Consider the following 22,144-nt stretch of genomic DNA (forward strand, 5'->3'; position numbering starts at 1 on the left):
AACAAAACTGTTTCTCTTGTATGGGAACCCCCCATACCTTTGACAATTATATTATATGCATCTCATATGGTCAACTTTTTTTGAAAGATAAAGGGTCTTTAACTTCTTTAATCTCTACCTCATCATTCAAACTTACATAACTTGAACGCCCGAGATAAAGCGGAATGTTCAAATCTTCAAAGTTCGGCAAGCCATTTTCAAGAAATTTTTCTTCTTTGTAGTGGCAGCCTTCGATGTTACCGATCACCCAGTCATGGTCTCCTGTAGGAACGATTTGATGAACTCTACACTCGTAGGCAAGATAAGCACGTTCAAGCAGGGGATAATCCTCCTCCATTCTCCAAGGTTGACCGTATGTTTGGGTTTTATCCACCTCTGCACCTGAAACCGTTCCGCTGTATTGAATAAAGCCAGCATCATCAAAGGGGAGGAAGTTAATCGTAAATCGGTTCGATTTTTTCACCATATCATATGTATGCCGTTCTCTTCCTATAGCTACGCCTTACATTGGTGGAGACATAGAAAGATAGGCGTGCCATCCGGCTGCCATAAAGTTTACTTTGCCTTCGTGAAAAACTCCCACAACGGCAACCATTCCTGGATAACTATGCATTTTGACATGATCTTTCCTTTTCATTTCATCCCTCCTTTTCTATACAATCTTTCAAATCAACTCTAAAGTCAAACGATACTACCCTCACCTCCACTATAGCTTCCTATTCTTGAAGACTCAGTTTCGAAACTTTTGTTGAGTGTATGGGGGCTGCGGGGAATGACTCGCTTTCCGCAGGAGCGCGGTGAGCATCCTCGGACTGTGTCCTGTGGGGTCTCACCAAGCAATTTTTCCTCCTAGATATCCGGTTCCGGCGCCTAGCGGCTAGTGAGACTTCCCTCGCTTCTGTACGATAAGTCAACATCGAATCGCTACGCTCTCCGTGTTTCCTTTATCTCCGCCAGCTCAGTCCAGTCCATACGCCGCTGTATCGAGGCGCCTGCACACTTAAGGTAGGAGTCTCGCCATTCCCCTCCGCCCCCTCGTCATATAAGCATCTCGAAACAACCTCTGGAATAAGTCGCTTTTGCAAGTTGTCATTCGAACAGAACGAACTTCTAAGGACGCTATTCTGCATGCGAAAAGCTTGATATGGGTTGGTCTTTATACTCATAAAACATATAAAAAGAAGCCATCTCCTTTTTGAGATGGCTTCTTTTTATATGTTTTATTAATAATCAGAAGTTCCTTGTTCGCCGTTTACGATAGCGATTCCGGAGCTTGCACCGATACGGGTAGCACCAGCTTCGATCATTGCTTTTGCACCTTCGTAATCACGCACTCCACCGGAGGCTTTCACACCCATATCCGGGCCGACAGTTTTACGCATAAGGCTGATATCTTCTACCGTTGCTCCTCCACCGGAGAAACCAGTAGATGTTTTAACAAAATCTGCTCCTGCAGCTTTTGCAAGTTCACATGCTGTAACTTTTTCTTCTTCCGTGAGAAGGGAAGTCTCAATGATTACTTTCACAATAGCTTTTCCTTCCGCTTCACGTACAACTGCTTCAATATCCTGTTGAACTAGTTCGTGATTTCCTGATTTCAATTCACCGATATTGATTACCATATCTACTTCAGTCGCGCCTTTTTCGATAGCCTGCTTTGTTTCAAAAGCTTTTGTTTCTTTCGTTGTCGCTCCTAGTGGGAAACCAATCACTGTACAAACCTTCACGTCTGTTCCTTCTAGTAACTCTGCACAGTAAGAAACCCAGTGAGGATTTACACATACGGAAGCAAAATTTTGTTCTTTTGCTTCTGTACATATTTGTGTGATTTTATCTTTCAGTGTATCGGGTTTAAGCTGTGTATGATCAATCATTTTAGCTAGATTTTGTTCCATTTGTAGATCGCCCTTTCAAATTTAAGTTGTTCGTACATCTCTTCTATCTTAGCATGAAAGCGATTAAAATGCGAGTTTGCTTACGCATTTTAAGCTTCTTCCAATTTGTAGGAGAGGCTCGATAGGAAATAAAGAGGCGCTGTTTCCATTCGTAAAATTCGTGGACCCAGCCGAACTGACTTGAACCCTTCTTGTAAAAGTTTTTCCACTTCGGTTTCAGAAAATCCACCTTCAGGTCCGAAAACCACTAAAATAGCTTCTTTAGGCTTCACTGATTCGATGACTGAACTTAAAGAGGGAGACGTTTCCTGTCGTGCCTCTTCTGCATATCCAAATAAACAGTGCTCATAGCGCTCTTTTAATTCCAAAAGCTGATGGAGAGTATGAACAGGTTGTACCTTAGGAACCCTGGTTCGTTCGGACTGCTCACTCGCTTCTTTGGATATCTTTTGCAACCTCTCCACCTTTTTGACTGCTTTTTTCTGATCCCATTTAGCTACAGAACGATCAGCCTGGTATGGAATAAAAGCAGAAGCACCAAGTTCTGTCCCCTTTTGGATAATTTGTTCCAGCTTATCCCCTTTTCCAAGACTCGCTACGATTGTCACATGGACAGGAAGCTCCCGGTCTTCCTCCATCCAGGAAACAACTGTACAATAAACAACACCCTCTACCACATTCGTGATTTCGCTTAAAGCGGCACCCTTTTCTGGATGGATGGCTACGAGGTTGTCCCCTTCTCTCATTCTCATAACTCTCACCATATGATGGGCATCTTCTCCACTCACATAAAAGGTGGCTTCGTTCCAACATTCTTGTTCAACAAAGTAACGTTGCATACAATCACTCCGGTTTTTTAGCGATGATGCTTACCCAGTCTTCCATCTTGTTTGTTTCAATAATTTCAAACCCTGATTGGATTAATTGGTCCCGGACCATTTCCTTACGCCCAGAAATAATTCCACAAGTTATGAAATAACCTCCTGGCTTAACTACACGATAGGCATCATCTGTAAATTTGACGATAATCTCGGCCAGAATGTTCGACACAATTAAATCCGCTTCCCAATCTACGCCTTCAAGAAGGTCATTGAGTTTTGATGTAACTTTATCTTCCACACCATTTAAAGCGGCATTGTTCCTTGTACTAGAAACGGCTATGTCATCTAAATCATAAGCATAAGCATGCTCAGCTCCTAAAAGGACGGAAGCTACACTTAGTATTCCAGATCCAGCACCGACATCAAGTACCTTATCACCTTTTTCTAAGTACTGCTCCAAGGCCTGTATGCTAAGAACTGTCGTCGGGTGAGTTCCTGTACCAAAAGCCATTCCAGGGTCCATTTCAATAATGATTTCATCACTGGATACCGGCGTATAATCTTCCCATGTCGGTATGATGGTGATTTTTTCTGATATTTTGACGGGTTTATAATATTTTTTCCAGGCGGTTGCCCAATCTTCTTCATGAATTTCGCTGATTGTCACATTATTATGTCCAATATCTATTCCGAACTCCGTTAAATTTGATACGGTTTTTTTAATCCCGTCGACAGTTTCCCCAAGAAAACTGTTCATAGGCAGGTAGGCTTTTACATAAACCCCTTCTGCTGGATAATCGTCCGGGTTCAATTCGTAAATTTCACCCAGTTTCGTTTCCTTTCTATTCATATCCGACGGGTCTTCAATAACGACCCCGCTCGCTCCTGACTCATGTAGAATGTTCGAAACCGGTTCTACCGCTTCTGTTGTCGTATGGACACATACTTCAGACCATTTCATTGATGATCCACCCTCTTCATTATTTTTTCTAAGTATCTATGGATAGTAAACCAGACGCTCAATAAAAAGTGCCTGCACGAAAGAACGGGAAATTCCATGAACTACCCATCAACCCATCGTACAGACACCTTCCTTTTAACCTTTAGCTGTCCCCTTTAAACGCACGTTTCATACGTTCGAAGAAGTTACCGTGCTGCTCATCTGTTGCTTCATTGCCACTAATATCATTGAATTCACGAAGCAATTCTTTCTGTCGTTCTGTCAAATTCTTAGGCGTTATCACTTTCATCTTCACATGCTGATCCCCTTGGCCACGGCCATGGACGTTCGGTGCACCTTTCTCTTTCAAACGGAATGTCTTTCCAGTCTGTGTTCCGGCAGGCACTTTCAGTTTCACATTTCCGTGTACAGTTGGGACTTCAATTTCATCACCAAGTGCGGCCTGTGCAAAGGTAAGAGGAATCTCACAGAAAATGTGATCCCCCTCACGTTGGAAGAATTCATGAGGCTGTACGCGGATGACAACAAATAAGTCTCCCGCAGGGCCTCCATTGACACCTTCTTCCCCTTTTCCTTGGACACGAATTTGTTGACCATCGTCGATACCTGCTGGGATGTCCAGGTGAATTTTCTTGCGCTTCGTCACTCGGCCATCTCCGCCACAGGTGTTACATTTGTCTTTGATGATTTTCCCTGTCCCTTGGCAGTGGTGACATACACGACGGTTTACGACGCGGCCAAACGGAGTGTTCTGTTCCTGATTGACTTGACCAGAGCCTTGGCAGTGGGAACATGTTTCAGGTGAGGTTCCTGGTTTAGCACCCGAGCCATCACAAGTATCACAATCTTCCTCCATAGGAATTTCAATATCAGTGGACTTCCCGAAAATGGACTCTTCGAATTGAAGAGTCATCGTATATTGCAAATCTGCACCTTTTCTTGGTGCGTTCGGGTCACGGCGACGTCCACCGCCACCAAAGAACATATCGAAAATGTCGCCAAAGCCGCCGAAATCCTCTGCGCCTCCACCAAAACCGCCGAAGCCACCCTGGTTCGGACCGGCATGACCAAATTGATCATACTGGGCACGTTTCTGCTGGTCGCTTAACGTTTCGTAAGCTTCTTTCGCTTCCTTGAACTTTTCAGAAGCATTGTCTTCCTCACTGACGTCAGGGTGATACTTACGCGCCAGTTTACGGTAGGCTTTCTTAATTTCATCTTTTGAAGCATCCTTGGACACGCCAAGGACTTCATAATAATCACGTTTACTCACTTGTCGATCACTCTCCCGGACGCTATTACATAAGGTTTATATTAACATTGAAAATCTAGGCAGGCAAACGTCATCTTTTTACCTGTTCATGAAAAAAGTCAAAGTCAAGAAGAACCTGACTTTGACTTTTTTTCTACCTTTTCTTACTTCTTGTTCTCGTCGTCGTTCACTTCTTCATAATCTGCATCAACGACATCGTCGTCAGCTCCGCCGCCTTCTTGGCCTTGCGCAGCTTCAGCCTGAGCTTGCGCCTGCTCATAAAGCTTCACAGAGAGAGCTTGCACTTGTTCTTGAAGTGCTTCTTTCTTCTCTTTGATTGCGTCAAGATCTTCGCCTTCAAGGGCAGTCTGAAGTTCTTCTTTCGCAGATTCAGCTTTTTGTTTTTCTTCTTCACTTACTTGTTCACCAAGATCTTTGATCGTCTTGTCTGTTGTGAAGATCAGCTGGTCTGCTTCGTTACGAAGTTCAATCGCTTCACGTTTCTTCTTGTCTTCTTCAGCGTTTTCTTCCGCCTGACGAACCATTTCTTCTACTTCCTCATCAGAAAGACCAGAAGAAGACTTGATCGTGATGGATTGTTCTTTGTTTGTACCCATATCTTTCGCACGTACATTAACAATTCCGTTAGCATCAATGTCGAAGCTTACTTCGATTTGAGGCACACCACGTGGTGCTGGTGGAATATCTGTCAACTGGAAACGGCCAAGTGTCTTGTTATCTTGCGCCATTTCACGCTCACCTTGCAAGACGTGAATATCAACAGCCGTCTGATTGTCAGCAGCAGTTGAAAATACTTGAGAGTGGCTTGTAGGAATTGTCGTGTTACGTTCGATCAATTTCGTTGTAACGCCACCCATTGTTTCAATTCCAAGGGAAAGTGGAGTAACGTCAAGAAGTACAACGTCCTTCACATCTCCTTGAAGTACGCCACCTTGAATGGAGGCACCAAGTGCTACAACTTCATCAGGGTTTACACCTTTAGAAGGTTCTTTACCGATTTCTTTCTTAATGGCTTCTTGTACAGCTGGGATACGAGTAGACCCACCTACAAGAATAACTTTGTGGATGTCGCTTGCACTCATGTCTGCATCTTTAAGTGCTTGACGTGTCGGTTTCATAGAACGCTCAACAAGATCAGAGGCAAGCTCTTCGAATTTCGCACGAGTCAAGTTCATCTCAAGGTGAAGCGGACCGGCTTCTCCTGCAGTGATGAATGGAAGAGAAATTTGTGTCTGAGCAACGCCGGAAAGGTCTTTCTTCGCTTTCTCAGCCGCGTCTTTCAGGCGCTGTTTTGCCATTTTATCCTGGGACAAATCAATGCCGTTTTCTTTTTTGAATTCAGCTACCATGTGATCAATAATGACTTGGTCGAAATCATCTCCACCTAGACGGTTGTCACCGGCTGTAGAAATAACTTCAAATGTTCCATCTCCAATTTCAAGAATGGATACGTCAAATGTACCGCCACCAAGGTCGTAAACAAGAATCGTTTGATCTTGGTCTTCTTTATCAATACCGTAGGCAAGCGCAGCTGCTGTCGGCTCATTGATGATACGCTCAACTTCAAGACCAGCAATTTTACCAGCATCTTTTGTAGCCTGACGCTCAGCGTCGTTAAAGTAAGCTGGAACTGTAATAATCGCTTTATCTACTGTTTCTCCCAGGTAATCTTCAGCATAGCTCTTGATATACTGAAGAATGATCGCAGAAACTTCTTGAGGCGTGTATTCTTTACCTTCGACTTCTACTTTGTAGTCTGTACCCATATGTCGTTTGATGGAAAGAATCGTGTTCGGGTTTGTAATCGCCTGACGTTTTGCGACCTCCCCTACTTGACGTTCACCATTCTTAAATGCAACAGCAGAAGGAGTCGTACGGTTCCCTTCTGGGTTAGGGATTACTTTCGCTTCCCCACCCTCCATTACTGCTACACAAGAGTTTGTTGTACCTAAGTCAATACCAATGATTTTACCCATGGTTAAATGTCCTCCTTTACGTACTCGTTCATAAGATAATTTTTACTGGTTCACTTTTACCATTGACGGGCGGATAACCCGATCTTTCAGGCGGTAACCTTTCTGCAACTCTTCTACGACGATATTACTTTCATAATTTTCGTCTTCCACTTGCATGATCGCCTGATGCATATGAGGATCGAACTCTTCCCCTTTTGCAGGAATTTCTTCGACACCTTCTTTTTCAAGAGCTGCTTTGAATTGGTCATAAACCATTTTCATTCCACTAGCGAAGTTTTGGGCTGCATCGCCTTCCACCTCCACTTGGAGAGCTCTTTCAAAGTTATCCAGAGCCGGTATTAATTCCTCTACAAGGCTCTGGGATCTATATTTCCTGTCCGCCTCTTTCTCTTTTTGAGTACGACGGCGGAAATTATCGTAATCCGCTTGCAAACGAAGCAGTCGATTATTGACCTCTTCTTTTTCCTGACGAAGCTGTTCCAGCTCATCCGTCTCTTCGACTACTGTTTGTTCAGGTTCCTCATTTTGAGTTTCATCTTTTTCATCAATGATCTCTTGTTTGTTCTCTTCCACGACTTCCACCTCCTACTTTCCATTACACCGTTACTGACTATAACATGAATCCTTATCCTGAAAAAGTATGAGACCTAAAGAAGCAATCGGTGCATGAGTCTCTTCTTTTCCACCGTACTAATACCAGCCACGGAACGTATCTGTCATATGCTTGGATAAGACGTTCATCAATGAAAACATCCGGTTGTACTCCATGCGGGTCGGTCCCAAAAGGGCAATCGTACCCACTTGATCATTCCCGAGCTGATAACTTGCCGTAATCAGGCTGCAGTTCTGCATAGCATCAAAAGGATTTTCTTGTCCTATTCGGACTTGAATTCCTTCCTTGCCAGTCCTCAGCAAGTCAGCCATCTCACTTTCCCGTTCAATGGTTGCATACAAAGACCTGACTTTATCAAGATCCCTGAATTCGGGTTGCATGAGAATGTTTGTCTTTCCACCAATGTACAGTTTCGTAGGATGCTCATCCACGAGCGCTGCACGCAAATACTGGAAAGCTTCTTCGTGATGATCCGTATGTGTCTTCAATAGATCATTGATCTCAGAATAGAGTACTTCATGCAATTTCACCAACGGGACTCCTTGGAGCCGGCTGTTTAAAATGTTCACCATCTTTTCCAAATCTGCACCCTTGATCTCTACAGGAACGTTGAAAGCACGATGCTCTACATGTCCGGTATCCGTAACTAAAATCGCAATAGCAGACTGATCAGATAATGGAACGATCTGCAATTGTTTTAGTTTTGTTTCGAACACTTCAGGTCCTAGCACAATGGATGTGTAGTTCGTCAAATCGGAAAGAATACCTGCTGACTTCTGAACCACACGTTCAAACTCCATCATTTTATCATCGAATGCTTCCCGTATAGTCACAATCTCTTGACTGGAAAGGCGCAATGGAGAAAGAAGATGGTCGACATAGAAACGATACCCTTTTTCAGAAGGGACCCTTCCGGAAGATGAATGGGTTTTTTCAATAAAACCCAATTCCTCTAAATCAGCCATTTCATTCCTTATCGTTGCTGAACTGAATGTTACAGCATCTTTCTTAGCTATAGACCGCGAACCTACAGGTTGTGCGGTCAGAATGAAATCATCAATAATGACTTGCAAAATGAGCAATTGTCTATTTGTTAACATCGATGATCACCCCTGTTAGCACTCGTTTACAGTGAGTGCTAAATCTAATAATAAATTATCAAAAGGGGTGAGGGATGTCAACGGATAAACCTCTTTTTTTTAGTCGTTCCTCCAGATCATTCTTCTCTTTTGGAAAATGTCGATGTTGAACTTCCTTATTCCATTCCTTAAAGCACCCATTTTGATGATATGATGTCCAGTCAGTGACGTATTAAGAGATTAGATTGGAGAGGGGAATGGCTCACTGCTCTTCCAGAAGCACCGCCCCCCCTGCAAAACAAAACCTTTGAGGAGGTCACCACATTCTAAATTCGTAGAGTCTCCCCACAATTGTCCAATTTAATCGACCAACCTCTTATATGGAAGAACGTTCATAGGATTATTCATCCAATAAGAACTCTTGGAATACCTCATTACCGAGAATACGCCCCTTTGATGTGAGAGAAATATAACCAGTGTCTTCTTCTATTAAGGAGCGCTCTTTTAGTTCTGTAAGCTTGTTTCCAAAGACATCAACAAGTGTTTTTCCATACTTTTGCTGGAATAGTTCCTTCGATACCCCTTTAGTCTTTCTAAGTCCGAGAAACATTTCTTCCTCCAACTGTTCTTTAAGACCAATAGGTTCCTCATGGAGAATGGGCTTTCCATCTTCTGAGGCTTTCTTCACATAAGCAGGCAGCGGGCGGATGTTGATCGTACGTTTACCCGGGAGATACCCGTGAGCCCCCGCTCCAATTCCATAATAATATTCATTATTCCAGTATGTCAGGTTGTGTTTACTTTCAAACCCAGGCTTGGCAAAGTTACTGATTTCATATTGCACAGCTCCAGCTTCTGCTAATTTCCGCTGTAGCAATTCGTACATTTCTGCTTCATCATCTTCCTTCGCCTTGGTAAGCTTACCCTTTTTGTACCGCTGATAAAACACCGTTTTCGGTTCAATTTGAAGAGAGTAGGAAGAGTAATGAGGTAAGCCGAATTGCATCGCTTCATCTATGGTTTTTTCAAAATCTTCAACCGTCTGCCCAGGGAGAGCATACATAAGATCTATACTGACATTCGTCAGCCCTGCTTGAACGAGACGATCAATATTCGTGTAGACATCTTTTACTTTGTGTACACGTCCGATCTTTTCCAGCATATCATCATCGAAAACCTGTACTCCGAGAGATATACGATCGACGCCATACTCTTTTAACAGACGCACTTTCTCTACGTCCAAATCGCCGGGGTTTGCTTCAAAGGTATATTCTTCACAGCCAGCAATATCAAAATGGTCGTTAATCATTTGTAGAAGCTTTTCTAACTGCTTGTGGTTCACGGCTGTCGGAGTCCCGCCACCGACAAAAATGGTTCTCACTTTCGCTTTTTCTACCGGGATATAAGTGTGAATTTCTTTTTCAAGAGCTTCTAAATAGTCGTCTGCCAGACGTTCATTATAGAAAAACTTCGTAAAATCACAATAATGACAAATCTGCTGACAGAAAGGGATGTGAATATATGCGGATGGGATGTTCATGGATGTTACCACCTTTCATAAGGAAAACCGCAAGAGAGAAATCTCCTGCGGTTTCAACTGTGTTCCTTTAGCTTTAGTCTTCGTTCAAGTCAAGGACGGACATGAAGGCCTCTTGAGGAACCTCGACAGATCCGACCATCTTCATGCGCTTTTTCCCTTCTTTTTGCTTTTCAAGCAATTTACGTTTACGGGAAATGTCTCCACCGTAACATTTGGAAAGAACGTTTTTACGCATCGCTTTAATCGTCGTCCGAGCCACGATTTTATTCCCGATGGCTGCCTGGACAGGGACTTCAAATTGCTGTCTCGGAATTAATTCCTTAAGTTTTTCAGCAATGAGCTTCCCACGTTCGTAAGCGAAGTCACGGTGTACGATGAAGGACAATGCATCAATGGTATCTCCATTAAGCAAGATATCCATTTTCACGAGATTGGAGACACGGTACCCAATCAACTCGTAATCAAAGGATGCATACCCTTTCGTTTGGGATTTCAAGGAATCAAAGAAATCGTAAACAATTTCAGACAATGGTATTTCATAAACGATATTGACCCTGTTGTCATCTAAATACTGCATATCCATGAAATTGCCTCGTTTGCGTTGACAGATTTCCATGACTGGACCGACATAATCATTAGGGACCATAACCGTCGCTTTTACAAATGGCTCTTGAACCTCTTCAAGTTTCTGGTTATCCGGCATCATAGAAGGATTATCCACATTGAAGACCGACCCATCTGTAAGGGTCACCTGATAAATAACACTTGGCGCCGTAGTAATGAGGTCAATTTTATATTCCCGCTCAATACGTTCTTGAATGATTTCCATATGAAGCATTCCAAGGAAGCCACAACGGAATCCAAAGCCAAGAGCTTGGGAAGTTTCCGGCTCAAACTGAAGGGAGGAATCATTAAGTTCCAAACGTTCCAGAGCATCACGAAGGTCATTATATTTGCTCGCATCTACTGGATACATTCCACAGAACACCATCGGATTCATCTTTTTGTAACCCGGTAGTGGTTCGGATGCAGGGTTATTAGCCAGTGTGATCGTGTCACCTACACGGCTGTCGCCGATGTTTTTAATTGATGCCGTCAAATAACCGACATCCCCAACACTCAACTCTTTCAATGGAGTCGGGGTTGGGCGGAATACACCCAATTCATTCACTTCAAACTCTTTGCCCGTAGCCATCATCTTAATTTTATCTCCAAGTTTGATAGAGCCTTCACGAACACAGGTATAGGCAATGACCCCTCTGTAGGAATCATACAAGGAATCGAAAATCAGAGCCTTCGTCGGATCTTTCACATCGCCTTCAGGGGCTGGAATGTCACTCACGATCCGCTCCAGAATTTCATCAATGCCCACACCTTCTTTAGCAGAGGCAAGAATAGCGTCAGAAGCATCGATTCCGATGACATCTTCTATCTCTTGTTTAATTCGTTCAGGGTCGGCACCCGGAAGGTCAATTTTATTTATGACCGGAATGATTTCTAAATCATTTTCCAGTGCCAGATAAACATTGGCTAATGTTTGTGCTTCTATCCCCTGAGCAGCATCTACAACCAGGATCGCTCCTTCACAGGCCGCTAAACTACGAGAGACCTCATATGTAAAGTCCACGTGACCCGGGGTATCAATTAAGTGGAATGTATAATCCTGTCCATCATTGGCTTCATAAGACAATTGAACGGCATTTAATTTGATCGTGATTCCACGCTCACGCTCGAGATCCATCGCGTCAAGGAATTGCTCTTTCATTTCTCTTTGGGTTAATGCTTTCGTTTTTTCCAGAATACGATCTGCAAGTGTCGATTTCCCGTGGTCGATATGGGCAATAATCGAAAAATTGCGGACCCTTTCTTGTTTAGATTGTGCTGTCAACTTAAATCACTCCTACTGAATTCGACACAAATATCTAGGTTGATTATAGCAATACGGCCAGCATTATTCAATGTAAACCCCAACAACATCTGAATCTTATTAACCTGCCTGGATCATTTCAGACAAAACAACGATGACTCCATTGAAGGTCGAAGCTACCCCTTTTCCCATTCCTCCAGCAAGCTGCGAGATCCAGGGTGCTTCATCCTCTATTTTAGGAGGGGAGCAAAAATCATCGGATTCCGGTGTTGTTAATGCTTGCTTTTCCACCCTATGATCCGCTTCTTGCTGGGGTTTTTGAGTCGTCACAACAGCGGGGCGGTCATCCAGCTTTTCGTTCGTTTTGTCAATCCCATAAAAAGCTCCCGTCACAAAAACGATGACAACGATGAACCCCCCCACTAACCATTTCATTCTGCTCCTCCTCCCTAATCTGTAGATACTTTTTCATCTTCGAAGTAATAATCACTGAAAACTTCTGCCATGACATCAGCTGAACGATACAATTCATCTAAATGATTATAAACACCGCCGAACTCTATAAGTATGGCATTCGGATGCAGATCCTGGTTATAAATCCCATCTACCCCTGAACCCTTCTTCGTAATGACTCCTCGGCTGATCCCAGGATATTTTTCTTCAAGAAGCTGGTGAATTTTTGATGCCAGCTGCAAATTCTGTTCATATTTTGGGTGCTCAGCACCGATAACGAAAGCAAACCGTGCGTAATCCTTGCCATTGATCGATGTTGTGGTGTGCTCCTTGGAAAGGGAGTCTCTATGAAGGTCAAATAAATACTGAATGCCTCCATTCTGGCTGATGGCCTCTTCCACTACAGGACGCATTGCATCGTAAGATTGATAGTACTCCATTCCTTTTTCACTTCTTAAAGCGGCTACATCTGTTTTATCCACAATTGCTCCAACCCCTCTTTTTTCCAAACTCTCCCCAAGACGTTCTCCAATAAGGGTGATGTTTACTTTTCCATCATGGTCGGTAGATTCATCAGGTAAATGCGGATAAAAAGATTCCGTGTTGTGCGTGTGGTATATATAGACACGATCTTCACCCACTGGTTTCTCTTCCTGTTTGTCATCTTCTTCGTTCGTTTCTTCCACATCCCCTTCCTCTCCGCGGTCATCTACGATCATAGGAGGCTCAGACTCAATAGGAAGGGTGGAATAGTCCGTCCCTTTACCAGCGATGATAATTTGACTATTGTAAGAAGATAATCCTGGGATTTCCCTTCCCAGGAGGCTTCTTGGGTCATTTGGGGTAAGACTCGTAAGTAACTGAAAGGACAATGTCGTTAAACTTGGAATTCGGTTTCCTTCGGGATGGGCATCTTTAAAGGCGCGGTTTTCCATTTCAAATAGATATAAAAAAGCACTGCCTTCAAGCTTGGTGGTCCATTCCTGTATCGTACTTGAGTAAATACGATAGGTTGTTTTTGCACCTGTAAGAATACCAATCCCAATAAATAATAAAAGCAAAACGGTGACTGCGATGACGGTCCACCTAGTCCCCTGCTTCATATAACTCTTCTTGGTTTTCTTCATGATCGGGTAACGAGACATGAAAAATCCTCCCCCTCATCCACTATCTAGTAAATGGTATGAGAGAGAGGAATTTAATAGAACCTCTCTATTAAATCATTATTTAAAATAAGATTGTGCTTCTCCATCTTCTATCCCAGGATGCAAGGCCCCATTTATTCCCTTAGCAATGACATGAGCCATATCCTGGATGAAGCTGTCCACCTCTTTAGGTGTAACCATCAAATTGTGGCCGAGGGGAGTCAGTACTTCCTTAATCAGTTGCTTCTTTTCCATCTCTTCCAGTTGGCCGAACATACCCATGACCGCTTTACTCTGTTCCTCATTCGGATGATCTTCAGCCGTCAATGTTTTTCTTTCAAACGGGTTCATAGCGGGTGACAAAGCATTGGAAGGACGATCTTTTTCACGCCATTCCCTTCCAAAGTGTTTTAACACATAATCAATCGCATCACTCGTGATGGTTACGGCATCGACTACTGTTGGAACTCCAATGGATATTACAGGGATTCCGTATGTCTCTCGGCTTATTTCTTTCCGCTTGTTGCCTACTCCTGATCCTGGGTGAATCCCGGTATCAGAAAGTTGTATGGTTGCATTGATCCGATTAATTGACCGTGAAGCAAGGGCATCGATGACTAGAACGAAATCCGGTTTTGTCTGTTCAATAATCCCGTGCACCATATCACTGGTTTCAATGCCCGTTACGCCCATGACCCCTGGTGTAAAAGCAGAAACAGGTCGATAACCATCCGATACGGTTTCCGGGTGAAGCTCAAATAAATGGGTGGTTACATAAACTTCTTCTGTGACCAATGGTCCTAATGCATCCGGGGTTACATTTGCATTACCAAGGCCGACAATTAACCCACGGTCCATTTCTTTGATGCCACACTCATTCATTAATTTTCTTAACTGACCGGATAATGTCTTGGATAAATTCACCTGCAATTGATGATCCTGCTTACGGATAGCCAGTGATTCCAACGTGACATAATGCCCCGCCTTTTTCCCGATTCGCTCAGCACCTGCTTCATCCACCGTCACATACGTAATTTTAATCTCATTTTTCTCGTTTTCATGAACCTCGACCCCGTCGGTATCTGAGGATCCAGGTTCATCTTTAACATTCATCTCCTGAGCTTCAAGCGCCAGGTCCGTTCTCAACGTGTAGTCGAAATTTTCCTCCATTCACTTCAACCTCCTTAAGAAAATCTTCTCCCAAGCAGATAAAAACTATGCAAATGAAAGGAATGGTATTGAGATAAGTATTGAAAACAGCACCCTGCTCTGGTAAAATGTCTCTTGTTCGATATGAATGAGTCTTTTGTTTTTACCTAGGAGGTGAAACTATGCCTAATATTAAATCAGCGAAAAAACGTGTACGTACGAATGATGACGCTCGTTCTTTGAATGCAGCTTTCAAATCTGACATGCGTACAGCGGTTAAACGTGTAGAAAAGCTTGTTGAAAGCAACGATGTAGAGAACGCGAAAGAAGCACTTCCTACAGCTGTTAAGAAAATCGACAAAGCTGTTCAACGTGGTGCCCTTCCTCAAAACACAGGGAACCGTAAAAAATCCCGCCTAACTAAACTAGTCAACGCATTATAATTCATTCGTAATTTATGACCAACAGACGATCCTTCTTGATTGAATGGGTCGTTTTTACATGAACGAAGCCCTCCGATTCATCGGAGGGCTTCTTTTTATGTCACCATTGTTTATAACCTATTCAAGTTTGAGAAGCGATCCACTACCCCCATATCAGCACGAACATCTAAATGGGATGTAATCACGAAGAGACTGATGTATTTTGTTTAATGTTAATCAAACGATAGAGAAGCATTTCAAAAGCCAATGCTTTCTCCATTTTCCCCTGTTTCAGGTTGTAATCTGTTTCTGCCAGTTGATTCATAATTTGATCCAGTTCCTGTTGAGTGAAGGCACGCTCCCTCTTCAGCGCCATTTTAATGACGTAAGGATGGGCCTTGATATAACTTTTCATTTGATTCTGGCCATACCCTTTTTGCTTGAGGACCTTGGCTTGACTGATAATCCTGAATTGAGAAGCTAAAAGAGCCGTTAGAGCAATCGGCTCCTCATTCAGTTTTTCCAAATCCTTATAAATTCGAATGGCTCTCCCCAAATCTTTTTCCATAACGGCATCAACAAGTTTAAGCCCTGAAGCTTCTGCACTGTGAGAAAGAAGCTGCTCTGCAATTTCTCTCGTGACCACGCCGCCTTCTCCGACATACAAAGACAATTTCTCCATTTCTTTCCTAAGCGCCATAAGATTCGCGCCAATCTCTTGGGTGAAAAGTTCATGAATGTCTTTAGGAACCGTGATATGTAAATCGTTGGCTAATGTTTGAATCCATTGATCAATGTCCCATTCTTTAACCGGCTGACAATTGATAACCTCTCCATTCTTTTTCAATTGCTTGAACACTTTTTTTCTTTCATCGAGCTTTTCATAAGGAGCAATCAAAATAAGTACCGTATATTCAGCAGGATTTTGAAGGTATTCCAGTAATGAATCTGTGTCGTGTTCGAACGACAGTTTATCTGGTTTGGCCTTTAAAAAGACAGGATGATTGGCAATGACAACTTTTCCCTCGCCAAGAAAAGGAAACGTTTCAGCATCAATCATGACATCTTCAATGGGAGTCTCCTCTAAATCATATTGGGAGATATTAAACTCACGGTCCTCTTTCTTTAACGTTTTTTTAATGATTTTATTCTTATGTTCTTGAATTAAATAAGGTTCTTCTCCATATAATAAGTACACTTGTGATTGTTTTACATTGACCATAAAGTGGTTGTCCTTCCTTTATAAAAAAAGAGTACGGCGCCCCATTAAGGGGAACTCAGTGTCACCATTTTATGTTTCTTTGGAATTTCTGTCAAAATGGTGTGCTGATGCCGCCGTATGAACCATCTATATAAACGCCATTCCAAAAGCCCCGGGAGCTCTTGGAGAGGACGATGTTGTTCCTCTCTTGCGTTTAGTTTGACCGCTTACGTAAGAATTATCTGTGACAAGTCTTGCTAGGAGTGGGAAGAGTATGAATCATCGATAAAATTCGTTTTCATGCCCGGTAAATGTAGATTTTTGGTTAAAAATGGACTATACTTAGTAATTGATATAGGAGGGGTAACAGTGAACGAGTTTAAAAACGATATTCAATCCAAAACTAATGATGTGATCGACTCTGGGTTAGGGTTTGTATTTTCATTTGTTTTCTTCTTCGTCATCTTTTTCATCGGTGTTTTGTTTTCTTTTCTTGGACAGTAATGAAAGGCAAAACCGGAAGGCTGCTGTTTTCGGCAGTCTTTTTTTATTCTCTGCTCGCATTATACGGGATAAACGTTGAAAACGTTCCACTTTGCCCAGAAAAAAAGTATTGAACTGCACCGTGACGATTGGTTTGAAGCAATAAAACTCCATGTTCCGTTAATCTTTCCACCACCTCTGAATGCGGGTGTCCATAACGATTGTCCACCCCCGCAGAAATCAAACCGATTTTAGGTTGCAGCCCCTTCAATAACTCCTCTGAGGTCGAGGTATGACTTCCATGATGGGCGACTTTTAACACATCTGTCTGCCGTATCGATTTCCTCATTACGATCTCTCTTTCCACCTGTGCAGATATATCTCCTGTAAAGAACCATCGCTGACCACCAAATATGCTATTTAATACGAGCGAATTGTCGTTTGGGTCTCCGAGATCTCCATTGATTAACGGATGAATCACATCAAAATCATGCCCCCCTACTTGAACGCTCTGACCCGCACTTACTTTTTCAACGATCACTCCATTTTCGTATGTTTCAGTATGAAAAGGACTCACATAGATGCGATCAATTCTCATTTCCTCAAGTATGAAAGGCACGCTCCCACTGTGATCAGAGTCTTCGTGAGTAATAAAAAGAGCATGTATACGGTTAATGCCCCTTGACTTAAAAAAAGGTAAGATCACATCATTGGCCGTCTTTTCTTTATTTGATGTGAAAATTGACGGACCAGCGGCATCGATCATAATGACTCCCTTTCTATACGGCAGTTCTATGACAAACGCGTCCCCCTGGCCAACATCCAGCATGGTTATGACTCCTTCCTCCGAGAAATACGGCATTGAACTATAAAAAATCAAAACAAAAACAACAGCTAGAGAAGCAAGAAATGCTTTCACCTTTTCTTTTTGTTCCCATTTTTTCATCATAATGACGAAAAAAACTGCGTACAAAATAATGAAAAATGAAGGCAGTTCACCAATAACCCAGATGTAGTCAAGAGATTCAGACTGTGTGATTAACATGGAAATTATAAATTCATGCACGTTGGAAAATACAGAGGAAAGAAATAAACAAACCGTCGGTACGAGAAAGGAGAGGAGAAAAATCATCATTAGGAAAGGGATAACAAAGAATGAAAAATAAGGAACAGCGATCATATTAACCCATAAGGAAAATGGTTGAAATTCATAAAAATAATGGACCTGTAAAGCGAGGAGGGAAAGCTGGCTGACCAGTCCGATAATCGCAGACTGTTTCCACTTACTTTCATATTGCTTCAATATCGGAATCGTAAGCAGCAGACTGAACGTGACTAAAAATGAAAACTGAAAACCCAAGTGGTAAAAATAGGACGGGGACGAAATCAACAAGAATAAGCAGGTGAAGGAAAGGAGGTCAATAATGGGGATCTTTTTTTGCAAAGAAGTGGTGAGGAGAAGGAGCACGCCCATGAATCCTGCACGTAAAACAGAAGGGGCACCACCCGAGATAAACATATAAAAAGGCAGGAGGAGAAGCAAGAAGACCTTGGATTGCTTTCTTGTGGCCAGGCCTGTCCGGTATAGTAGAAAATAAACCCCGCCGAGTGTAAGACCAACGTGCAACCCTGATATGGCAAGAATATGGGACAAATTGAACTCTCTAAACCATTCTACCGTTGAAGAGTCAATAAAGGATGTATCTCCAAATATCAGAGCCTCTATCCATATATAAGTGGTAGGGGTCACCTTTTCCCTAACCGTCATTTTCAACTGTTTCCTAGTGTCGTAAAGGGAGCTGAGCCACGATTTGCCATCACACTGGATATCTGCTTCATTTTTTATGATGATTTGAGAATGAATGCCTTTGCCGGCCATATAAGCCTGATAATTAAACTGCCCTGGGTTCCTTGCCCCCTCCAAAGGTTTCCTCTCTCCTTTGATCCTGCAAACAGCTCCATGTTTCAAACTTTCTTGGACCGAATCATTCCCTTTCTCTTTCAAATAGCGAACGAGTACTTTACCAGCATCGTCTTTTAAGATGACCGAGAAGGATTGATCACTTTCTGTCAAATCAGATACAATTTTACCTTTTAAGAAATCATTATTGAGGGGTGGAGGAGAAAAAGATGAGGAATCGAGAGGAAGATGGATATACCCACCTGCGCCGAATAGAAGGAGGATGAAAAGAAATAGAAGATGTTCACGGTAACTATACAACCAGGCAAGAAAAACAAACCCAACAATGTAAAAAGCAAAACCTTCCTGGATCGCTAACACCCCGCCAAGCACAAATGCTATGACGGGAATGTGCCACGATCCCCTCAAGGAAATCATTGACTGTCCAACCTTAGAAGTTGAGCTGCTTCTTGTACGAGCCGCTCGGATTCGGGATCCCCATTCGACTCGAGCTTCTCAAGCATTTGTCGTATGAGAAGCTGCTGTTCGTCAGGAAGCGGTTCTTGATCGACAGGAACCTTTTGCATGCGGACCCCCGACTGTTGCAGCAATTCTATCGCATAGGGATCATTTTTATAATCTTCGCTATAATAAACTGCTTTGACCCCTGCCTGAATAATGGCCTTCGTACAGTGCAGACACGGAAAATGAGTCACGTAAATCTCTGCCCCTTCTGTAGCCACACCGAACTTCGAGCACTGGAGAAGCGCATTCATTTCCGCATGAATGGTACGTACACAATGTCCATCCACGACATAACACCCCTCATCGATACAATGGACACCTCCGGAGACACTCCCATTGTACCCTCCAGCAATCATACGCTTATCTCTTACAATGACTGCACCTACAGCCAGCCTCTGACACGTGCTGCGTGATTTTAATAAATAGCTTTGAGCCATAAAGTATTGATTCCAAGTAATACGCTCCATTATGTACCCCCACTTTTTTCATCAAGTTTACTCTGACCTCTGAATTCCGTCAAACTCACGGGACAGTAATCCATTCCTTCAGACCTTCGAGCGTCTTCTCACCTATCCCCGGAACATTCACGAGATCTTCCACAGAAGCAAATGGACCATTCTCTTCCCTATACTTAATAATACTAGCAGCTTTTGAAGGTCCAATTCCATTTAATGTTTCCATTTCACTTGCTGAAGCACGGTTGATACTCAATTTATCACCAGAAGGTGTATTTCCTTCACCTGATTCGTTAGACGTAGATTGCGCAGTAGTTATAGAAGTTACAAAAATCACCATTTCATCCTGTATTCTTTGCGCTAGGTTCACACTGGTCATATCTGCATTTTCTGTCATTCCACCAGCCTCTTTAATGACGTCATCTACTCTTGTGCCCTCTTTCATTGTATAAACACCCGGAGTATTCACTTCTCCTTTCACGTCAACTTTCATGGTGGCGGAAGGAGTTTTTTTCTCTTCTTCACCCTGGATGGTCACTTCCTCCACCTCGGTCCTCTCGGTCTTTCCATCATTCGAAGGATTGGAAAAATAAAGGACACCAATGACTGCTAGAACCATAATGAACCACACGTATCTTTTTAATACGCTCATGTTCTGACCTTCTTTCATAATTATGTATTTTCGGAATAAGGATATATAGGTAATCAATAAGGAGGGATTCCAATGAATTGGGGAATCATCGGCACAGGGAACATGGGAAGCATGCTCATCTCTACCCTTATTAAGAGCGGAGCCGTACCTGCTGAGAAGTTGACGATTTACAATCGGACATTAGAAAAGGCGGAAAAAATTCAAGAAGAATTTCCGAAGATCCAAGTAGCGAAGGATTTAGCCGCACTGCAGAATAGCAGTGATATCATTTTCATCTGTGTGAAACCGCATCACTACAAAAACATCATTGATGAACTAGAAGGAAAATGGACGGAAAACCAATGCCTTGTTTCCATTACCAGCCCGGTAGCTGTTGATCAGTTGGAAAAAGTTACGCCTTGTCAAGTCGCAAGAATTGTTCCATCTATAACCAATCATGCATGGTCGGGTGTAAGTCTCTTCACTTTCGGATCAAAAATAAAGCACGAAAATCGAGACTTATTAAAGCAGACATTCCAGCATATCTCCACCCCCATTGAAGTGAAGGAGGAACACATTCGTGTAGCATCAGATATCGTTTCATGCGGGCCTGCATTCATTAGTTATCTGCTCAGTCAATGGATAACAGCTGCTGGTGATGTGGCAGGCCTCCCCAAAGATAAAGCTACCTCGTTAACGGAAAATATGATGGTAGGACTAGGAGAACTTTTAGCACAAAAAATTATGACGTTGGAAGAATTGATGGAAAAGGTAACGGTGAAAGGTGGAGTTACAGGAGAGGGATTACAAGCTTTAGAAGATCACATTGGTCCTTTGTTTCAAAAAATGTTCGAAGCAACCCAAAATAAACACAAAGAAGATAAAAAACACATTCACTTATAATCCATACATTCGACAAAAGTTTCGATTATCCTGCAAAAACCCCCTTCTGTTACAGGAATATTTCATTTAACAAACTCTAATAAAAAAGAGTCCGGCATTTACGGACTCTTTCATGAATTTTATTCTTTTGTGCAAACGAACAACCATCGTTCTCCGTCTGTGGATGGTGTTTCCCTAAAGTCAGAAAATACTCCTTGCACTTTAAAACCAGATTGAGTGAGCCATGCATTTAAAACGGTATGGTCATACCCCCGCTGTTCATGAATTTCATCAAAACGATGATATTTCCCATCATTCCCAACAAAAAACGTCAAATCGTGCACAAGGCTGTTTTCCAATTCCCCGGGATCACAAAACCAAATAAAAGATAGATCATCGCGGACTTCAGCAAATGTTGCACCACTGAGATCATTGCGAATATGATCTATAGAGTGCACATCAAATAAAAACACGCCCCCCTGTGCAAGGGATTGATAAATGGAATGGAATGCCTGCTGCACCTTCTGATCATCAGTTAAATAGTTGACGACATCACAGTAACTGATGACACAATCATATGCTGATAACCCTTCTAATGTTGTCATATCCTGTTGAATCCATTCGATGGCAGCTTGAGGGTTCTTCTGTTGCGCAACGGTCAACATATCAGAAGATAAATCGATACCCGTCATTTGAAACCCTTCTTGATGGAGACGGTGGGTAATCTCCCCTGTACCACAACCTACATCAAGGATCCTTTGACCCTCGGAGTGATATTGCTGAAGCATTAGCTTCGTAAATTTCACCCATTGTTCGTAGGGGGCATCCTGCATAAGGAGATCGTACACACGCGCCATATCCCCATAGCTCATT

At 42.7% G+C, this 22,144-nt stretch carries 22 protein-coding genes; 3 read left to right on the top strand and 19 right to left on the bottom strand.

The annotated features are described in order from the left end of the window. Positions 1-70 precede the first annotated feature (70 nt). From GLW00_RS13980 to gpr, 14 genes are all read right to left on the bottom strand, one after another. Positions 71-493, bottom strand: coding sequence for a flavin reductase family protein (locus GLW00_RS13980; protein WP_335808485.1), 423 nt, complete (start codon positions 491-493; stop codon positions 71-73). 9 nt (positions 494-502) lie between these two features. After that, positions 503-637: a PNPOx family protein gene (locus tag GLW00_RS20730; protein WP_237417525.1), complete on the bottom strand. Its 135-nt coding sequence runs from the start codon at positions 635-637 to the stop codon at positions 503-505. 586 nt (positions 638-1,223) lie between these two features. After that, a complete protein-coding gene (gene deoC / locus GLW00_RS13985; RefSeq protein WP_160915081.1) occupies positions 1,224-1,895 on the bottom strand; it encodes a deoxyribose-phosphate aldolase in 672 nt (223 codons plus the stop codon). Positions 1,896-1,984: 89 nt separating this feature from the next. Further along, positions 1,985-2,734 carry a 16S rRNA (uracil(1498)-N(3))-methyltransferase gene (locus tag GLW00_RS13990; protein WP_160915083.1) on the bottom strand — a complete coding sequence of 250 codons (750 nt, stop codon included), beginning with the start codon at positions 2,732-2,734 and terminating at the stop codon, positions 1,985-1,987. A 4-nt stretch (positions 2,735-2,738) separates the two neighbouring features. Beyond that, positions 2,739-3,677, bottom strand: coding sequence for a 50S ribosomal protein L11 methyltransferase (gene prmA, locus GLW00_RS13995; protein WP_160915085.1), 939 nt, complete (start codon positions 3,675-3,677; stop codon positions 2,739-2,741). 142 nt (positions 3,678-3,819) lie between these two features. Beyond that, positions 3,820-4,950 (bottom strand): molecular chaperone DnaJ, encoded by a 1,131-nt coding sequence (dnaJ, locus tag GLW00_RS14000; protein WP_160915087.1) that lies wholly within the window; start codon positions 4,948-4,950, stop codon positions 3,820-3,822. Between the two features lie 143 nt (positions 4,951-5,093). Continuing rightward, positions 5,094-6,926, bottom strand: a complete 1,833-nt coding sequence (dnaK, locus tag GLW00_RS14005; RefSeq protein ID WP_160915089.1) for a molecular chaperone DnaK — start codon at positions 6,924-6,926, stop codon at positions 5,094-5,096. A gap of 42 nt (positions 6,927-6,968) precedes the next feature. Beyond that, positions 6,969-7,499, bottom strand: a complete 531-nt coding sequence (gene grpE, locus GLW00_RS14010; protein WP_160915091.1) for a nucleotide exchange factor GrpE — start codon at positions 7,497-7,499, stop codon at positions 6,969-6,971. A 117-nt stretch (positions 7,500-7,616) separates the two neighbouring features. Beyond that, the gene (hrcA, locus tag GLW00_RS14015; RefSeq protein ID WP_160915093.1) at positions 7,617-8,639 is read right to left on the bottom strand and encodes a heat-inducible transcriptional repressor HrcA; all 1,023 of its coding nucleotides are present in this window, start codon (positions 8,637-8,639) and stop codon (positions 7,617-7,619) included. A gap of 379 nt (positions 8,640-9,018) precedes the next feature. Continuing rightward, positions 9,019-10,158 (bottom strand): radical SAM family heme chaperone HemW, encoded by a 1,140-nt coding sequence (gene hemW / locus GLW00_RS14020; RefSeq protein WP_160915095.1) that lies wholly within the window; start codon positions 10,156-10,158, stop codon positions 9,019-9,021. A 73-nt stretch (positions 10,159-10,231) separates the two neighbouring features. Continuing rightward, positions 10,232-12,046 carry a translation elongation factor 4 gene (gene lepA / locus GLW00_RS14025; RefSeq protein WP_160915097.1) on the bottom strand — a complete coding sequence of 605 codons (1,815 nt, stop codon included), beginning with the start codon at positions 12,044-12,046 and terminating at the stop codon, positions 10,232-10,234. A gap of 99 nt (positions 12,047-12,145) precedes the next feature. After that, positions 12,146-12,460 (bottom strand): hypothetical protein, encoded by a 315-nt coding sequence (locus tag GLW00_RS14030; protein ID WP_160915099.1) that lies wholly within the window; start codon positions 12,458-12,460, stop codon positions 12,146-12,148. Between the two features lie 14 nt (positions 12,461-12,474). Continuing rightward, positions 12,475-13,623 (bottom strand): stage II sporulation protein P, encoded by a 1,149-nt coding sequence (gene spoIIP, locus GLW00_RS14035; RefSeq protein ID WP_160915101.1) that lies wholly within the window; start codon positions 13,621-13,623, stop codon positions 12,475-12,477. A gap of 78 nt (positions 13,624-13,701) precedes the next feature. Continuing rightward, the gene (gene gpr / locus GLW00_RS14040) at positions 13,702-14,793 is read right to left on the bottom strand and encodes a GPR endopeptidase (protein ID WP_160915103.1); all 1,092 of its coding nucleotides are present in this window, start codon (positions 14,791-14,793) and stop codon (positions 13,702-13,704) included. A gap of 161 nt (positions 14,794-14,954) precedes the next feature. Between gpr and rpsT the strand changes: the two genes are divergently transcribed. After that, entirely contained in the window at positions 14,955-15,215 is a 261-nt protein-coding gene (gene rpsT / locus GLW00_RS14045; RefSeq protein ID WP_160915105.1) for a 30S ribosomal protein S20, read from the top strand. Positions 15,216-15,396: 181 nt separating this feature from the next. Here the strand turns inward: rpsT and holA are convergent, their stop codons facing one another. Next, a complete protein-coding gene (holA, locus tag GLW00_RS14050) occupies positions 15,397-16,416 on the bottom strand; it encodes a DNA polymerase III subunit delta (RefSeq protein ID WP_160915107.1) in 1,020 nt (339 codons plus the stop codon). 348 nt (positions 16,417-16,764) lie between these two features. On the opposite strand from holA, the gene GLW00_RS14055 reads away from it, so the two are divergent. Next, positions 16,765-16,899, top strand: coding sequence for a YqzM family protein (locus GLW00_RS14055; protein WP_089654323.1), 135 nt, complete (start codon positions 16,765-16,767; stop codon positions 16,897-16,899). A gap of 43 nt (positions 16,900-16,942) precedes the next feature. Here GLW00_RS14055 and GLW00_RS14060 read toward each other — a convergent pair whose 3' ends face one another. From GLW00_RS14060 to GLW00_RS14070, 3 genes are read right to left on the bottom strand one after another with little or no spacing between them, the layout of a single operon-like run. Further along, entirely contained in the window at positions 16,943-19,216 is a 2,274-nt protein-coding gene (locus GLW00_RS14060) for a DNA internalization-related competence protein ComEC/Rec2 (protein WP_160915108.1), read from the bottom strand. Further along, positions 19,213-19,770 (bottom strand): ComE operon protein 2, encoded by a 558-nt coding sequence (locus GLW00_RS14065; protein ID WP_160915110.1) that lies wholly within the window; start codon positions 19,768-19,770, stop codon positions 19,213-19,215. Before GLW00_RS14065 ends, GLW00_RS14060 begins: the two co-directional genes overlap by 4 nt. Positions 19,771-19,825: 55 nt before the next feature. Beyond that, positions 19,826-20,410 carry a helix-hairpin-helix domain-containing protein gene (locus GLW00_RS14070; protein WP_160915112.1) on the bottom strand — a complete coding sequence of 195 codons (585 nt, stop codon included), beginning with the start codon at positions 20,408-20,410 and terminating at the stop codon, positions 19,826-19,828. Between the two features lie 72 nt (positions 20,411-20,482). Between GLW00_RS14070 and comER the strand changes: the two genes are divergently transcribed. After that, positions 20,483-21,292: a late competence protein ComER gene (comER, locus tag GLW00_RS14075; protein ID WP_160915114.1), complete on the top strand. Its 810-nt coding sequence runs from the start codon at positions 20,483-20,485 to the stop codon at positions 21,290-21,292. Positions 21,293-21,411: 119 nt separating this feature from the next. Here comER and GLW00_RS14080 read toward each other — a convergent pair whose 3' ends face one another. Next, a complete protein-coding gene (locus GLW00_RS14080) occupies positions 21,412-22,143 on the bottom strand; it encodes a class I SAM-dependent DNA methyltransferase (RefSeq protein ID WP_202412506.1) in 732 nt (243 codons plus the stop codon). Position 22,144: the final 1 nt, after the last annotated feature.

It is taken from the genome of Halobacillus litoralis (genome assembly GCF_009856445.1).
GTDB lineage: Bacteria > Bacillota > Bacilli > Bacillales > Halobacillaceae > Halobacillus > Halobacillus litoralis.

What these genes read in the sequence shown, in the direction of transcription:
- GLW00_RS14060 (WP_160915108.1), bottom strand. Translation starts at nt 19,216, where the DNA reads ATGATTTCCTTGAGGGGATCGTGGCACATTCCCGTCATAGCATTTGTG.
- rpsT (WP_160915105.1), top strand. Translation starts at nt 14,955, where the DNA reads ATGCCTAATATTAAATCAGCGAAAAAACGTGTACGTACGAATGATGAC.
- GLW00_RS14065 (WP_160915110.1), bottom strand. Translation starts at nt 19,770, where the DNA reads ATGGAGCGTATTACTTGGAATCAATACTTTATGGCTCAAAGCTATTTA.
- GLW00_RS14030 (WP_160915099.1), bottom strand. Translation starts at nt 12,460, where the DNA reads ATGAAATGGTTAGTGGGGGGGTTCATCGTTGTCATCGTTTTTGTGACG.
- GLW00_RS20730 (WP_237417525.1), bottom strand. Translation starts at nt 637, where the DNA reads ATGAAAAGGAAAGATCATGTCAAAATGCATAGTTATCCAGGAATGGTT.
- hrcA (WP_160915093.1), bottom strand. Translation starts at nt 8,639, where the DNA reads ATGTTAACAAATAGACAATTGCTCATTTTGCAAGTCATTATTGATGAT.
- GLW00_RS13990 (WP_160915083.1), bottom strand. Translation starts at nt 2,734, where the DNA reads ATGCAACGTTACTTTGTTGAACAAGAATGTTGGAACGAAGCCACCTTT.
- hemW (WP_160915095.1), bottom strand. Translation starts at nt 10,158, where the DNA reads ATGAACATCCCATCCGCATATATTCACATCCCTTTCTGTCAGCAGATT.
- comER (WP_160915114.1), top strand. Translation starts at nt 20,483, where the DNA reads ATGAATTGGGGAATCATCGGCACAGGGAACATGGGAAGCATGCTCATC.
- dnaK (WP_160915089.1), bottom strand. Translation starts at nt 6,926, where the DNA reads ATGGGTAAAATCATTGGTATTGACTTAGGTACAACAAACTCTTGTGTA.
- deoC (WP_160915081.1), bottom strand. Translation starts at nt 1,895, where the DNA reads ATGGAACAAAATCTAGCTAAAATGATTGATCATACACAGCTTAAACCC.
- gpr (WP_160915103.1), bottom strand. Translation starts at nt 14,793, where the DNA reads ATGGAGGAAAATTTCGACTACACGTTGAGAACGGACCTGGCGCTTGAA.
- prmA (WP_160915085.1), bottom strand. Translation starts at nt 3,677, where the DNA reads ATGAAATGGTCTGAAGTATGTGTCCATACGACAACAGAAGCGGTAGAA.
- spoIIP (WP_160915101.1), bottom strand. Translation starts at nt 13,623, where the DNA reads ATGTCTCGTTACCCGATCATGAAGAAAACCAAGAAGAGTTATATGAAG.
- GLW00_RS14070 (WP_160915112.1), bottom strand. Translation starts at nt 20,410, where the DNA reads ATGAGCGTATTAAAAAGATACGTGTGGTTCATTATGGTTCTAGCAGTC.
- holA (WP_160915107.1), bottom strand. Translation starts at nt 16,416, where the DNA reads ATGGTCAATGTAAAACAATCACAAGTGTACTTATTATATGGAGAAGAA.
- GLW00_RS14080 (WP_202412506.1), bottom strand. Translation starts at nt 22,143, where the DNA reads ATGAGCTATGGGGATATGGCGCGTGTGTACGATCTCCTTATGCAGGAT.